Raw genomic sequence first — 14,179 nt, 5'->3', positions numbered from 1 at the left:
GGAGAACACCCCTGGGCCCCCGGGCCGCGGGTTTTCAGGCCGCGAGGTCTTCAGGCCGCGAGGTCGTTGCGGTCGGAGCCGGGGGCCGCGCCGCCGATCCGGGGCTCGGGGATGCCGACCGTCTCCGGGTGCCGCGGCACGTCGGCCCGGCGGGAGCGGACCAGCCGGCCGACGCGGCCCGAGCGGGCGACGGCGGACACCACCGGGGTGAGCAGCGCGAGGGCGAGCGGGGCGAGGAGCAGCGCCACCGCCGTACCGAGGGCGAAGCCGCCGATCACATCGGTCGGATAGTGGACGCCCATGTAGACGCGCGCGAAGCCCTCGGCGAGGGCGAGACCGATGGCCGCGAGCCCGAACCTGCGGTGGGCGACGAAGAGACCGACGCCGAGGGCCATCGCCAGGGTGGCGTGGTCGCTGACGAACGAGAAGTCGGTCTTCCCCCCGACGAGGACCTCCAGCCCCCGATGGTCCTTGAAGGGCCGGGGGCGCTCGACGAAGCCCCGGATGGGGATGTTGACCAGGAGGGCGATTCCGGCGGCCAGCGGGGCCCAGACGAGCCCGGTGACGGCCGAGACGGAGTCGGCGAGGGCACCGCGGCGGCGGACGCTCCACCAGCACCACAGCACGACGAGGGCCATCGCGAGCATGATCCCGTACTCGCCGACGAACCCCATGACGCGGTCGAACCACGGCGGGGCGGCCTTGGCCAGCCCGTTGATGTCGTAGAGCAGGCTGACATCGGGGTTCGAACCGTCCGATGCGAGTCCAGCCATGAGCTGCGGCCCCTTGCTGTCGTGTCTGGTTTTCCAACCCCCGTGGTCAGAGCGGTCGGATCAGGGAACGAACCGCCTGAGGCGCACGTTCCGCTCTCTCCGGTGGATCATGATGACGTTATCGAAGAGTGACGGTTCACCGCAGCTCAGGGCCTGTGCATGACGGAGAGTTCCGGCCATGTCCGGTACGACCGGACGGCCCGTCCACTCCGCTCAGGCCTGCGGGAGATGGGTCGGCAGCGCCGCCGCCCCCTCCGCCGTGACCCGGGTCGCACCGAAGTAGTCCGGGGTGTCGATCCGGTCGAAACGGATCACCGCGCCGGTGCGCGGAGCGTCGATCATGTATCCGCCGCCGACGTAGATGCCGACGTGCCGGATGGCCCGGGAGTTGGTCAGGTCGTCGGAGAAGAAGACCAGGTCCCCGGGGAGCAGTTCCTCGCGCGAGGGGTGCGGCCCGGCGTTGTACTGGTCGTTGGCGACGCGCGGCAGATCGATGCCGACGTTCTCGTACGCGGCCTGCGTGAGCCCGGAGCAGTCGAACCGGCCATTCTGCGCGGCCGTGCCCGTACCGCCCCAGAGGTACGGCGTACCGAGCTTCTGCTGCGCGTAGTGGATCGCGCCCGCCGCCTGCCGGGAGGGATCGACCCGGCCCAGCGGCCGGGCGAAGCTCTTCTCCAGGGACCGGATGATCCGCACGTAGTTCCGGGTCTCGCTGATCGGCGGCACCCCGCCGTGCTTGATCACTCGGTACGCGCCCGCGTTGTACGCGGCCAGCATGTTGTTCGCCGGGTCCCCGGGCACGTTCTTCACATAGCCGGCGAGCTCGCAGTCGTACGAGGCGGCCGACGGGATCGCGTCCTTGGGATCCCAGATGTCACGGTCCCCGTCCCCGTCGCCGTCCACGCCGTGCCCGGCCCACGTACCGGGGATGAACTGGGCGATGCCCCGGGCGTCGGCCGAGGACACGGCCCGCGGGTTCCAGCCGCTCTCCTGGTAGAGCTGGGCGGCGAGCAGGGCCGGGTTGATCGCGGGGCAGAGGTTCCCCCACCGCTGCACCAGCCCCTGGTAGAGCGCGGGGACCGAGCCCTTCGCGAGGGCCACCGTGCCGTTCTTGCCGCTGCCCGCACCGCCGACGAGCCCGGCCGCGGCCGAGTACGTACCGACGACGAGCAGTGCGACAAAGCTCATGCAGACCCCGAAGGCCCCGCCACCCCACAGCCACGCCTTGCCGGCCCTACGCACCGTCAACCACCCCTCGGCTCATGGCAGTACGCCCCCGGGCCAGTCTAGGCGGCGAGGCGCCACCCGACGCCGCCCCAAGAGTGCAACAACGACAATCATTGCCCGGAGTCACTCTGCGTGATACACAGAGTGACCATACGCTTCTTCGCATAGAAACCGGCCACACCACCGCAGGTCAAGACGGTCAGACCGGTCAAGTGTGCGGGGATCGGGTAAAGAGAGCCGTCAAGCCGTCACACGCGAGCGGTTTCATCAGCGAAGATAGGGCGATGACCCATGCCGTCCGGCAGGGGCAACTAACTACCCAACAGGGGCGGTGAGTTACATGTACCTGGCGGCAGAAAAGGGCGACATCACCACCATCATCGGTGGAATCGCCCCGAACTGGGGCCCTTTCGGCAGCCTGGGCGCCGAGGCCAAGATCATGATCGAGGTGGTGATGGCCGTGGCCATCCTGCTCTGCCTCGGCATCGCCATCTGGGGAGCGGCCAAGCAGCGCATCGGTGCGACCGCCCTCCGCGACACCTTCAGCGCGGAACAGGGCAAGGGCCTGATCGTGGCCGGACTCACCGGTGTCTTCATCATCGGATCCCTGGGGACCCTCTTCACCATCGTGTACGGGATGGCCGTCTGATTCCCCGTCGGACTCCATCCACCTGAGATTGCGTTCCCTGATGTCCAGTCATGTTGCAGCACTGCCCGTACCGCGAACCAGTGAGGGGGCGTTCCCGGCATGAGTCCCGGTGACGAGCACGACAGCTTCGGCGGCGTGGGCGGCTCGGGCCAGACCCGGACCCGCCTGCCCGAAGGCAACAGCGGCGACGTCTACGGCGGAGCCCGCCGCCCCGTCCGCAGCTCCCGCTCCCTCATCACGGTCGTGGGCGTGGTGGTCCTCCTCGTCGCGGCCATCGCCTTCGCCAACCGCGGCGGCGGCGACCCCGCGGACGCGGCCGGCCCCTCCTCCGACACCCCCGGCACATCGGCCCCCACGGCGGCGACCGGCGTCCGCCCGGTCACCGGTGAGAACGGCCGGATCCCCACGGGCTACGCACACGACGACCAGGGCGCGCAGAGCGCGGCGACGAATTACGCGGTGGCGCTGGGCTCTGCGGAGATGTTCGCGACCGCCACGCGGAACGAGATCGTCACCACGGTCTACTCACCCGCCGTCGCTACCGCGCGCCAGGGCGATTTCGACAAGGTGTACACCGACAAGGGGTTCCTGAACCGAGTCGGCCTCCAGGAGGACGGCACCGCTCCGCAGGGGCTGACGTTCATCTCCCGCACCATCCCCGTGGGCTCGAAGGTGGATAGCTACGCCGACGACAAAGCGACGGTATCCGTCTGGTACTCGTCCCTGTTCGGTCTGGCCGGCGACGGTTCCAAGCACCCCGTTTCCGAGGCTTGGTACACCAACTCGATCGAACTGCAGTGGGTGGACGGCGACTGGAAGGTCACCGGCCTCAGCCAGAAGGACGGTCCTGTTCCCGTCGGCCGCGACCAGCGGGCGTCCACGGCGCAGGAGATGAGCGACGCTGTCGGCCAGTTCGGAGGCTTCACCTATGCCCGGTAAGCGCCTTTCGCGCGGCACCAGAATCGCGGCCACGCTCGGCGCGGCACAGACAGCCCTCATCCTGCTCTCCGGCCGTGCCTTCGCGGCACCGACCCCCACCCCGAGCCCGAGTTCCAGTGCCGGCAACAGCGACTGCGACCTGATTCGCGGCCCGGCAAGGGATCTCTGCGAACGCGGCCAGACCGGCGGCAGCGGCGGCGGCGCCCCCGTCACCGACCCCACCTCCGCGGTCGACCCCCTCTCCTCCCTCGCCCGCGGCTGCGCCGACGCCGCCATCGCCACCATCGACTACCTCTCCAAAGCCGTGAAGGAGACCGCCGACGTCGACTTCACCAACCTGGAGTTCCTCGGCCGGTACGCGATCGTCTTCGCCGCCGCGACCTTCCTCACGCTCCTCCTGTGGCTGCTCGCCGTCGCCAAGCGGGCGATCCGCGGCGTTCCCCTGACCACCGCGCTCTCCGAGGCCATCGGTTTCCTCTGGCTGACGGTCCTCGCCTCCGCCTTCACCCCGCTGATCCTCTACACCGTCGTCAACGCCACCGACGCCGTCACCGAGGTCATCGCCTCCGGCACCGGCCAGCAGACCGACATCTTCTTCGGCAGCTTCAAGCAGGCCCTCCAGAAGGGCGACAGCATCGGTGGCGGCCCCATCATGCTGATCATCGTGTCCCTGGTGACCGTCCTCGCCGCGGGCGTGCTGTACCTGGAGCTGTTCCTCCGCGCCGTCATGCTGTACGTCGGCGCCCTCCTCGGTGTCGTCGTCTACGCCGGGCTCGTCGACAAGAACATGTGGGGCCACGTCCGCCGCTGGGCGGGCATCATGATCGCGGTGATCCTGGTCAAGCCGGTCATCGTCATCGTGCTCGGCCTGGCCGGCGCGCTCTCCTCCGGCACCGGCCCGGACTCCTTCTCCGCCGTCGTGTCCGGCCTCGCGATCATCCTGCTCGCGATCTTCGCCTCCGCGATGATCTACCGCTTCGTCCCCGGCTTCGGCGACGAGATCGCCGCCTCCCGCAACAACCGCCTCCACCGCGCGGGCGAGAACGCGGCCGCGGCCGTCATCTCCTCCCCCGCCTCCCTCGTCTCCCAGGGCATCAAGACCCACAGTGCCCGCGGCGACGGCGGCGGTGGCCAGGGCGCCCAGCCCGCCCGCCCCGCCAACCCGATGTCCGGCGGCATGGCGGCCCACAGCAGCCGCGGCGGGAGCGGCGGCGGCGCGACTCCCCCGCCCGCGCCCCGTAGCAGCAGCCCCACCGCGGGCACCCCGCACAGCAACCGCAAGAACTCTGGAGGTGCAGGGCGTTGACGACCCAGTCCCAGCCGGTCGCGCCCCGCCGTACGTATCTCGTGGGCCGGGCCCGGCCGAACGCGATCGTCGGCAAGAACCGCGAGACCGGCGAGATCGCCCTGATCATCGTCGGTGCCTTCCTCGGCATGATGAGCGGACTCCTCGTCCCCCTCCTCCCCCTGCGGATCGCGCTCCTCGCGGGCCTGCCCATGGTCGCGATCGCCGCCGTGTACCTCCCGTACAAGCACCGCACCTTCTACAAGTGGTTCGAGATCAACCGCAGCTACAAGCGGATGCTCAAGCGCGGCACGGCCTACCGCTCCGTCGTCACCGAGGCCGGCACCCGCCTCGACGGACGCGAGGTCGAGGTCGGCCCGCCGCCCGGCATCGGCCGCGTCGGCTGGCTCGCCGCCCCCTTCGGCCCCGACGAGATCGCCGTCCTGCTGCACGCGGACCGCCGTACGGTCACCGCCGCCATCGAGATCGAGGGCCCCGGCGTCGGCCTGCGCGACAGCGAGGACCAGGAGGCCCTGGTCGACCGCTTCGGCACCCTCCTGAAGCACGTCGCCAACGGCGACGGCTTCGTGACCCGCCTCCAGATGCTGGCCCGCACCCTCCCCGCCGACCCCGACGCGCACGCCAAGGACGTCGGCCAGCGCGGCGACCCGCACGCGCCCACCTGGCTCATGGAGTCGTACGACCAGCTCCAGTCGATGGTCTCCACCTCCAGCGAGCAGCACCGCGCCTACCTCGTCGCCTGTATGCACTACACGCGCGATCTCGCCGCCGAGGCCAACGCCATGGCCCGCGCCGCCAAGCACGCCTCCGGCGCCCGCAAGCTCGACCGCGACGCCGGCCTCGCCGTCGTCATGGCCCGCGAGCTCACCGACATCTGCGCCCGCCTCGCCGAGGCGGACATCCGCGTCCGCCAGCCCCTGGGCCAGTCGCGGCTCGCCTCCCTCGTGCACTCCATGTACGACCCGGACCACCCCATCGACCACATCCAGGCCATGACGAAACGAAACGCTTGGCCCGCGGAACTGGACGCGATGGAACCGACGTACCTCCAGGCGAAGACCCGCGAGTCCTCCACCCGCGCCCCCTGGTGCCACGCCACGGCCTGGGTGAAGGAGTGGCCGATGACCCCGGTCGGCGTCAACTTCCTCGCCCCGCTGCTCGTCCACACCCCGGACGTGATCCGTACGGTCGCCGTGACCATGGACCTGGAGCCCACCGAGGTCGCCATCGAGCGGATGCTCACCGAGAAGACCAACGACGAGGCCGACGCCAGCCGCGCCGCCAAGATGAACCGCACGGTCGACCCGCGCGACATCGCCGCGCACGGCCGGCTCGACCAGCGGGGTGAAGATCTCGCCAGTGGCGCGGCCGGAGTGAACCTGGTCGGGTACATCACGGTGTCGTCGCGTTCGCCCGAGGCCCTGGCCCGGGACAAGCGCACGATCAGGGCCTCCGCCGGCAAGTCGTATCTGAAGCTGGAGTGGTGCGACCGCGAGCACCACCGGGCCTTTGTGAACACCCTGCCGTTCGCGACCGGCATCCGCCGCTAGGGCCGAAGGGGCACAGACCCATGCGAGATCCGCTGTCCGTCCTCACCGACGCCTTCACCGCCTTCGTCTTCGGGAAGGTGGAGACGACCCGGCTGCCCGTCCGCACCTCCACGGGCCAGGCCCAGGCCGTCTATCTGCCGACCGCCGCCCCCGGGCTCGGCGACTCCGGCGTCATCATCGGCCGCGAGGTCTACAGCGGCAAGGGCTACATCTACGACCCCTTCCAGCTGTACGGGCAGCAGCTGCCCGCCCCGCACTGGCTGGTCCTCGGCGAGTCCGGCAACGGCAAGTCGGCCCTCGAGAAGACGTACGTGCTCCGCCAGTTGCGCTTCCGCGACCGGCAGGTCGTCGTCCTCGACGCCCAGGGCGAGGACGGCGTCGGCGAATGGAACCTCATCGCCCAGGAGCTGGGAATAACCCCCATCCGCCTGGACCCGATGGTCGCCAACGACTCCGGGATCCGACTCAACCCGCTCGACCCCTCGATCACGACCACGGGACAGCTCGCCCTGCTCCGTACGATCATCGAGGTGGCGATGGGTCACGGCCTCGACGAGCGCTCCGGCTTCGCCCTCAAGGTCGCCCACGCCCATGTCACCGAGCACACCACCCACCGCCAGCCGATCCTGACCGACATCGTCGAGCGCCTCCGCCACCCCGAGGCGGAATCGGCCGAGTCGATGAACGTCGACATAGACGATGTACGGGCCTGGGGCCTGGACGTCGCCCTCGTCCTGGACCGGCTGGTCGACGGTGACCTGCGGGGCATGTTCGACGGTCCGACGACCGTCGGCATCGACCTCGACGCGCCCCTCATCGTCTTCGACCTCTCCCACATCGACCGCAACTCCATCGCGATGCCGATCCTCATGGCGATCGTCGGCGTCTGGCTGGAGCACACCTGGATCCGCCCCGACCGGAAGAAGCGCATCTTCCTCGTCGAGGAGGCCTGGCACATCATCAACAGCCCGTTCGTGGCGCAGCTGTTCCAGCGGCTGCTCAAGTTCGGCCGGCGCCTCGGCCTGTCCTTCGTCGCCGTCGTCCACCATCTCTCCGACGTCGTCGACGGAGCGGCGGCGAAGGAGGCGGCGGCGATCCTCAAGATGGCCTCCACCCGGACCATCTACGCCCAGAAGGCCGACGAGGCACGGAACACGGGCCGGGTCCTCGGCCTGCCCCGCTGGGCGGTCGAGATCATCCCGACCCTCACCCCCGGCATCGCGGTCTGGGACGTCAACGGCAACGTACAGGTGGTCAAACACCTCATCACCGAACGAGAACGCCCGCTGGTCTACACCGACCGCGCCATGACCGAGTCCTCGGATCCCTCCGTCGACCCGGAGCTGGAGTGGGAGACGGAGCAGCGCGCGATCCTGGTCGAGCAGCAGATGAACGGCACGTCGCAGTCGACGGTGGCCTAGATGGACACGGCACGGAAGGGGGGAGGGGTCTCCGACGGGCTGCTGCTCAGCCTGTTCGGCCTCCTCCTCTGTCTCACGGTCCTGGTGTGGACGGCGACCGGTCTGGCGGGGCTGTTCTCCCACGGCGCCTGGCCGCAGGGGGTCGCCTACACGGGCACCCCTGCGGCTCTGCGCTCCCTGGTGACGGCCCCGACGGACCTCGCGGCGGCCTGGCCGACCGCCCCGCCGGGCCAGTTGTCGGGGTACGGGCTCTTCTGGGGCCTGCTGATCGGCGAGGCGATGATCCTCCTCGTCCTCGCCGTCTTCGCCCTGGGCACGATCGCCCGCTGGCGAGCGGTGCGGGCGGGCAGGAAGGCCGGGGCGTACGGGACGGCCCCTGAGTCCGTACGGGAGACCCGGGAGCCGGTCGTACGGGAGAGGCGGGCGCCCGTACGCGAGAAGCCCGGGCGGCAGCCGCGGAGGCACGCGCGGGAGGAGCCCGTACACGAGAAGCCCGTGGACGAGGAGCAGCCGCTCGGGACGGCCGCGCACGAGAAGACCTCAGCCGAGGGCTCCGTCCCCGAGAAGGCCACCGTCGGAGAGTCCGCCGTAGGGCAGTCCGTCGCCGGGGAGTCCACCGCGGGGCAGCCCCTCGCCGGGGAGTCCGTGCGCAAGGACGCTCCCCCGGCCCCGCGCCAACCGGCCTCGGAGCCCGCTTCGGAGCGCGCTCCGGAGCCACCCGCGCCGGAGCCCCGCGCGGCCGCGATCCCCGCTCCCACCCCCCAGGGCTCTCCCCGGACGTTCTACGGCCCCCCGGAGGCCCGCCGTCCCGCCGCCGTACAGGCGATCCAGGACGCCGAGGGCCCGGTCCTCGTCGTCACCTCCGACCCCACGATCTGGTCCGCGACCAAGGACGCGCGCGGCAAGCTCGGCCCGGTCCTCGTCCACGACCCCGGCCATCTCTGCGACACCCCCGCCCGGCTCCACTGGTCGCCGTCCGAACGCTGCGAGGACCCGGCCGTGGCGACGGAGCGGGCGATCGCCCTGCTCGCTCCCGTGCGCCCGCACTCCCGGCTCGACGCGGCCACCGCCGACACCGCGGAAACGCTCCTGCGCTGCTGGCTGCACGCCGCCGCCGTCGACGGGCGCCCGTTCCGCCAGGTCCACCGCTGGGCACAGGGCGCCGGCGCCCACGAGCCCGTACGGATCCTCCGCAGCCACCCCAAGGCCGCCTCCGGCCACGCGGGGCTCCTCGAATCGGCCCTCACCGCACACCCGGAAAGCCGCCGCCTGGCACAGGAACTGACGGCCCGTGCGCTCGCCTCGCTGTCCTCGATCCACATCCGCGAGGCCTGCACACCGAATCGAACGGATTCGCTGGCGCTGGCATCTTTCCTGCCCGAGGGGGGCACCCTCTACGTGGTGGGGGAACCGATCGAGGATCCCCGCACCCACCCCGGCGCGATGCCGCTCCTGACGGCGCTCGCCGCAAGCGTGGTCGAGCACGGCCGCCGCATGGCCGCACGGTCATCCGACGGTCGGCTCGACCCACCAATGACGCTCGTCCTCGACGACGTCGCGGCCGTGGCCCCGCTCCCGCAGCTCCCTGAGCTCCTCGCCACCGGACACACCCAGGGCCTCCCGACCCTGGCGCTGCTCCGCTCCCGCGAACAGGCCCGCAGCCGCTGGCCGGAGACCTCCCTCAGCCGCTGAGGCCCCGAAAGACCGGCCCGCCGAGGTCCCGAGGCCGCGCGAGGTCCCGAGGCCGCGCGAGACACCGGTCCCGGAAGCCGCCGAGCCGCTAAGCGGTGCGCCTGATCTCGTACTCGATCTCCATCGCCTTGTCGTTCCCCGGCACCGCCACCCGGTCCCCCGTCGCCACGAACCCGAAGCGGCGGTAGAAGGCGGCCGCGCGCGCGTTGTCCTCGTGGGCGTACAGCCGCACCCGCTCGACCCGCTCCGCCAGCGACCAGGACCACTCCACACCGGCACGGAACAGCGCGTCGATCACACCGGTCCCCCGCGCCTCGGGGCGCACATAGACACCCACGATGTGCGTCTGGTCGACCTTCGCCGGATCACCGAAACGCACCTCGTCCGAAGTCCGCTCCACCAGCAGCGAGATCGTGCCCGCCCAGCTCCCGTCCGGAGCCTCGGCCACGAACTGCCGCACCTTCCCGCCACCGCTGTCGGACGCCCCCTCGGCACGGTCCTGCCAGAAGGAGTCCGGCTGCCGCACGGCCGTCTCGTACGTTTCGAGGAACGCGAGATGCGCGACCGGGTCCCGCAGGGCAGCCAGGCGGATCTCGCGGGTCCGCTCCCATTCGTCGGCGCGGATGACACGTATCGAAAAGTCCATGCGCCCGATCCTCCCCACCACCGCACGCCCCTGACAAGGGCTTTTCCCCTGTCGTACCCGGGTACTACGCCCACCGCCCGGCTCCCGCCCGCGGTCGGACGTCCCACCGCCGCCCGCTCCCTAACGTCGAAGACATGATCCGAGCAGAGAACCTCACCAAGCGGTACGGGGACACCACCGTCGTCCAGGACCTCAGCTTCACCGTCCACCCCGGCGTCGTCACCGGCTTCCTCGGCCCCAACGGAGCCGGGAAGTCCACCACCCTCCGCATGATCCTCGGCCTCGACGCCCCCACCCGCGGCCACGCCACCGTCGACGGCCGCCCCTACACCCGGCACGGCGCCCCGCTCACCCGCGTCGGCGCCCTCCTCGAAGCCCGCTCCGTGCACCCCGGCCGCTCCGCCCACCACCATCTGACGGCCCTCGCCCACACCCACGGCATCCCCCGGGCCCGCGTGGAGAAGGTCCTCGCCCTCACCGGCCTCGGCCATGTCGCCCGCAAGCGCGTGAAGGGCTTCTCCCTCGGCATGGGCCAGCGCCTCGGCATCGCCGCGGCACTCCTCGGCGACCCGGCCACCGTCGTCCTCGACGAGCCGGTCAACGGCCTCGACCCCGAGGGCGTGCTCTGGATCCGCACCCTCCTCAAGTCCCTGGCCGCCGAGGGCCGTACGGTCCTCGTCTCCTCCCACCTGATGAGCGAGATGGCCCTCACCGCCGAACATCTCATCGTCATCGGCAGGGGCCGGCTCCTCGCCGACACCACGGTCGACGAGCTCGTCCGCACCTCCGGCGGCACCTCCGTCAAGGTCGTCACCCCGGAGGCCGGCCGACTGCGCACCCTGCTTCCCGGCGCCGGGATCACCACGGAGGACCCCGACACCCTTCTCGTCACCGGCCCGGACGCACCGGAGATCGGCCGGACGGCCGCCGCCCACGGCGTCCCCCTCCATGAACTCACCCCGCAGGCCCCCTCGCTGGAGCAGGCGTTCATGGCCCTCACCCACGATTCCGTCGAGTACCAGGGAGCCACCGCATGACCACCACTCGGTCCGCCGCCCCGGCCGTCACCCCGACCCCGGCGCCGCCCGCCGCACCGGTCTTCACGCCGTCCCTCACCCACGCGCGCGTGCTCCGCTCCGAGTGGCACAAGCTGTGGACCGTCCGCTCGACCTGGATCACCGTCCTCAGCGCCGTCGCACTCGTCCTCGGCGTCGGCATCCTCATGGGCGCCACCTACACCTCGGACGGCGGCGACTCCGACGTCGACACCGTCATCCTCACCCTCTACGGCTCCCAGCTCGGCGCCATCGCCCTCGCCGTCCTCGGCATCCTGGTCACGGCGGGCGAGTACGCGACCGGCATGATCCGCGCCACGCTCACCGCCGTCCCGCGCCGCCTCCCCGTCCTGGCGGCGAAGGCCGCCGTCTACACCGGGGTCGTCCTCACCGTCTCGTTCCTCACCAACGTGACGACCTTCCTCGCCGCCCAGGTCTTCCTCTCCGACTCCGACCAGGCCGCCTCCCTCGGCGACGACGGTGTCCTCGCCGCCCTCGCGGGCAACGCCGTCGGCCTCACCCTCCTCGGTGTGATCGCCCTCGGACTCGGCGCCGGCCTCCGCTCGGTGCCCGGCGCGATCGGCGCCTTCGTCGGCGGCGTGATGATCCTGCCCGAGGTCCTCGGGATGCTCCCGTACGAGGTGATGGAGACGGTCGTCCGCCACTTCCCCACCCAGGCGGCCGGCGCACTCGGCTCCGCGACCCCGCTGCCCGGGGCGGCGTCCCCCGGCGCCGCCCTCCTCGCCCTGCTCCTGTGGGCGGCCGCGGCCATCGCCGTGCCCGCGCTCTTGCTCAAGCGCCGGGACGTATGAGGATGATGATCACGTGACCACGGAGACGACCGGAACGACGGGCCTCAGCACCCACATCCAGCGGCTCCTCACCCGCGTCCGGACCTTCGACGCCCGCCGCCCCTGGCCGTGGGACACCGCGCTCACCCTCTTCTGGACGGCGGCGGCGCTCGTGGACGCGTCGGGCGGCTGGCGGAACACCGCCCCCGACCCGACCGTCCCGGTCTGGCTCGTGGTCACCCTGAGCCTGTTCCTCTCCCTCCCGCTGTACCGGCGCCGCCGCGAACCCACGGCCGTCCTCGCCGTGATGGCCTGCGCCGCGCTCGTCAGCGCCGCCTCGGGCGCCTTCCTCCAGGCCGGCTACCTCCAGCTGATCCCGCTCTTCCACATCGCGCTCACCCGCCGGCCCCGCGCCCTTCTGTGGGCCACCGCCCTGCTCGTACCCCCGCTCGTGACGGGCGCCGTCCGCTTCCCCCGGGGAAGCTGGGACCAGCACGTCGTCCCCACCCTGTGGACCTACGCGCTCGTCGCCCTCCTGGGCATCGCGGTCCGCTCCCGCAAGGACCACACGGCGTCACTCGTCGACCGGGCCCGCCGACTGGAGATCGAACGCGACCAGGAGGTACGGCTCGCCGCGGCGGCCGAACGCACCCGGATCGCCCGCGAGATGCACGACATCATCGGGCACAACCTCGCGGTCATCACGGGCCTCGCGGACGGCGGCCGGTACGCCGCCGCCAGGCATCCCGAGCGCGCCGCCCAGGCCCTCGACGCCATCGGTACGACGAGCCGCGAGGCCCTCGCCGAACTCCGCCGCCTCCTCGGCGTCCTCCGCGACGACGAGGAGGCGGCGGACCGCGCGCCCCAGCCCACCCTGGCCGACCTCGACACCCTGATCACCGGGGTCCGCAACGCGGGTCTGCCGGTACGGCTGGACGTCCAGGACGCCCCCATGGCCCAACCACTCACACCGGGCGCCCAGCTGACGGTCTACCGGACCGTCCAGGAAGCCCTGACGAACACCCTCAAGCACGCCGGCGAGGGCGCGAGGGCGACCGTGCTCCTGACGTACACCCCCCTGGAGGTACGGGCGGACATCACGAACACGAGCACCGGCAACGACACCCCGCCGACCGCCCAGGACCAGGGCCAGGGCCAGGGACAAGCTCAGGGGCAGGCTCACGGCAAGGGCCTCACGGGAATGCGCGAACGCGCGGCCCTCTACGACGGCACACTCGAAAGCGGCCCGCTGCCGACCGGCGGCTGGCTCGTCAGACTCCGACTCCCCCGGGAGGGCTCCCCCTCGTGACGACCGTTCTCATCGCCGACGACCAGCCGATGCAGCGCTTCGGCTTCCGCATGCTGCTGGAGAGCCAGGACGACATGACCGTCGTCGGCGAGGCCTCGAACGGCACCGAGGCGATCCGGCTGGTCGACCGGCACCACCCCGACGTCGTCCTGATGGACATCCGGATGCCCGGCCTCGACGGCATCGAGGCCACCCGTCGCATCATCGCCACGGGCGCCCGCACCCGGATCCTGATCGTCACCACCTTCGACCTCGACGCGTACGCGTACGACGGCCTACGGGCCGGCGCCAGCGGCTTCCTGGTGAAGGACGCCCAGCCGGAGGAACTCCTCGCGGGCATCCGCGCGGTGGCGAGCGGCGACGCGGTCGTCGCCCCGAGCCTCACCCGCCGTCTCCTGGACGCCTACATCCACCATCTGCCGGCGTCCGCCACGACGGACCCGGGCCCCGAGGACGCCCGCCTCACCGCCCTCACCGAACGGGAACGCGAAATCCTCACGGTCATCGGCCAGGGGTGGACGAACACGGAGATCGCCGAGCGCCTCCACCTCGCGGAATCGACGGTGAAGACCCACATCGGCCGCATTCTCGCGAAGACCGGCGCCCGCGACCGCGTCCAGGCGGTGATCCTGGCGTACGACACCCAACTCGTCACGCCGGCCTGACCTGAACGGGTCTTTTCCGCCGGGTCCCGCCCACCGCACGGCCCGGTCCGGGCGGGCCCGGAAGGGATCCGGACCGTAAACGCAGAAAAGCCCCGCACCATGAGGTGCGGGGCTTTCCCACAATGATTGTTCGGCGGCGTCCTACTCTCCCACAGG

At 71.4% G+C, this 14,179-nt stretch carries 13 protein-coding genes; 10 read left to right on the top strand and 3 right to left on the bottom strand.

Annotated features, from left to right (window positions below):
• Positions 1-50: 50 nt before the first annotated feature.
• Positions 51-773, bottom strand: coding sequence for a phosphatase PAP2 family protein (locus ACH4MY_RS31105; RefSeq protein WP_398007140.1), 723 nt, complete (start codon positions 771-773; stop codon positions 51-53).
• A 213-nt stretch (positions 774-986) separates the two neighbouring features.
• On the bottom strand, positions 987-1,961 hold the full coding sequence (locus tag ACH4MY_RS31100) for an NlpC/P60 family protein (RefSeq protein ID WP_398007138.1): 975 nt from the start codon (positions 1,959-1,961) through the stop codon (positions 987-989).
• A gap of 379 nt (positions 1,962-2,340) precedes the next feature.
• On the opposite strand from ACH4MY_RS31100, the gene ACH4MY_RS31095 reads away from it, so the two are divergent.
• The 6 genes from ACH4MY_RS31095 to ACH4MY_RS31070 all read left to right on the top strand — a co-directional run bounded on the left by ACH4MY_RS31095 (position 2,341) and on the right by ACH4MY_RS31070 (position 9,557).
• Positions 2,341-2,649 (top strand): hypothetical protein, encoded by a 309-nt coding sequence (locus tag ACH4MY_RS31095; RefSeq protein WP_017242359.1) that lies wholly within the window; start codon positions 2,341-2,343, stop codon positions 2,647-2,649.
• 99 nt (positions 2,650-2,748) lie between these two features.
• Positions 2,749-3,588 carry a hypothetical protein gene (locus tag ACH4MY_RS31090; RefSeq protein ID WP_398007136.1) on the top strand — a complete coding sequence of 280 codons (840 nt, stop codon included), beginning with the start codon at positions 2,749-2,751 and terminating at the stop codon, positions 3,586-3,588.
• Complete coding sequence (locus tag ACH4MY_RS31085) at positions 3,578-4,894, top strand: hypothetical protein (protein ID WP_398007134.1); 1,317 nt, start codon at positions 3,578-3,580, stop codon at positions 4,892-4,894. Before ACH4MY_RS31090 ends, ACH4MY_RS31085 begins: the two co-directional genes overlap by 11 nt.
• On the top strand, positions 4,891-6,444 hold the full coding sequence (locus ACH4MY_RS31080) for an SCO6880 family protein (RefSeq protein ID WP_398007132.1): 1,554 nt from the start codon (positions 4,891-4,893) through the stop codon (positions 6,442-6,444). Before ACH4MY_RS31085 ends, ACH4MY_RS31080 begins: the two co-directional genes overlap by 4 nt.
• 20 nt (positions 6,445-6,464) lie before the next feature.
• On the top strand, positions 6,465-7,865 hold the full coding sequence (locus ACH4MY_RS31075; RefSeq protein WP_398007131.1) for an ATP-binding protein: 1,401 nt from the start codon (positions 6,465-6,467) through the stop codon (positions 7,863-7,865).
• Entirely contained in the window at positions 7,866-9,557 is a 1,692-nt protein-coding gene (locus tag ACH4MY_RS31070; protein ID WP_398007129.1) for a type IV secretory system conjugative DNA transfer family protein, read from the top strand.
• Positions 9,558-9,645: 88 nt separating this feature from the next.
• Here the strand turns inward: ACH4MY_RS31070 and ACH4MY_RS31065 are convergent, their stop codons facing one another.
• Positions 9,646-10,203: a GNAT family N-acetyltransferase gene (locus ACH4MY_RS31065; RefSeq protein ID WP_398007127.1), complete on the bottom strand. Its 558-nt coding sequence runs from the start codon at positions 10,201-10,203 to the stop codon at positions 9,646-9,648.
• 134 nt (positions 10,204-10,337) lie between these two features.
• Here ACH4MY_RS31065 and ACH4MY_RS31060 point away from each other — a divergent pair, with 134 nt between their 5' ends.
• From ACH4MY_RS31060 to ACH4MY_RS31045, 4 genes are read left to right on the top strand one after another with little or no spacing between them, the layout of a single operon-like run.
• Positions 10,338-11,240: an ATP-binding cassette domain-containing protein gene (locus tag ACH4MY_RS31060; protein WP_398007126.1), complete on the top strand. Its 903-nt coding sequence runs from the start codon at positions 10,338-10,340 to the stop codon at positions 11,238-11,240.
• Positions 11,237-12,070: an ABC transporter permease gene (locus tag ACH4MY_RS31055; protein ID WP_398007124.1), complete on the top strand. Its 834-nt coding sequence runs from the start codon at positions 11,237-11,239 to the stop codon at positions 12,068-12,070. The genes ACH4MY_RS31060 and ACH4MY_RS31055 overlap by 4 nt, the downstream gene beginning before the upstream one ends.
• 13 nt (positions 12,071-12,083) lie before the next feature.
• Entirely contained in the window at positions 12,084-13,358 is a 1,275-nt protein-coding gene (locus ACH4MY_RS31050) for a sensor histidine kinase (RefSeq protein ID WP_398007122.1), read from the top strand.
• Positions 13,355-14,023 carry a response regulator gene (locus ACH4MY_RS31045; protein WP_398007120.1) on the top strand — a complete coding sequence of 223 codons (669 nt, stop codon included), beginning with the start codon at positions 13,355-13,357 and terminating at the stop codon, positions 14,021-14,023. Before ACH4MY_RS31050 ends, ACH4MY_RS31045 begins: the two co-directional genes overlap by 4 nt.
• Positions 14,024-14,179 lie beyond the last annotated feature (156 nt).

It is taken from the genome of Streptomyces sp. NPDC017246 (assembly GCF_044331325.1).
Classification (GTDB): domain Bacteria; phylum Actinomycetota; class Actinomycetes; order Streptomycetales; family Streptomycetaceae; genus Streptomyces.
This window is presented reverse-complemented; position numbering and strand designations above follow the sequence as displayed.

What these genes read in the sequence shown, in the direction of transcription:
- ACH4MY_RS31100 (WP_398007138.1), bottom strand. Translation starts at nt 1,961, where the DNA reads ATGAGCTTTGTCGCACTGCTCGTCGTCGGTACGTACTCGGCCGCGGCC.
- ACH4MY_RS31090 (WP_398007136.1), top strand. Translation starts at nt 2,749, where the DNA reads ATGAGTCCCGGTGACGAGCACGACAGCTTCGGCGGCGTGGGCGGCTCG.
- ACH4MY_RS31105 (WP_398007140.1), bottom strand. Translation starts at nt 773, where the DNA reads ATGGCTGGACTCGCATCGGACGGTTCGAACCCCGATGTCAGCCTGCTC.
- ACH4MY_RS31085 (WP_398007134.1), top strand. Translation starts at nt 3,578, where the DNA reads ATGCCCGGTAAGCGCCTTTCGCGCGGCACCAGAATCGCGGCCACGCTC.
- ACH4MY_RS31070 (WP_398007129.1), top strand. Translation starts at nt 7,866, where the DNA reads ATGGACACGGCACGGAAGGGGGGAGGGGTCTCCGACGGGCTGCTGCTC.
- ACH4MY_RS31075 (WP_398007131.1), top strand. Translation starts at nt 6,465, where the DNA reads ATGCGAGATCCGCTGTCCGTCCTCACCGACGCCTTCACCGCCTTCGTC.
- ACH4MY_RS31065 (WP_398007127.1), bottom strand. Translation starts at nt 10,203, where the DNA reads ATGGACTTTTCGATACGTGTCATCCGCGCCGACGAATGGGAGCGGACC.
- ACH4MY_RS31095 (WP_017242359.1), top strand. Translation starts at nt 2,341, where the DNA reads ATGTACCTGGCGGCAGAAAAGGGCGACATCACCACCATCATCGGTGGA.
- ACH4MY_RS31055 (WP_398007124.1), top strand. Translation starts at nt 11,237, where the DNA reads ATGACCACCACTCGGTCCGCCGCCCCGGCCGTCACCCCGACCCCGGCG.
- ACH4MY_RS31060 (WP_398007126.1), top strand. Translation starts at nt 10,338, where the DNA reads ATGATCCGAGCAGAGAACCTCACCAAGCGGTACGGGGACACCACCGTC.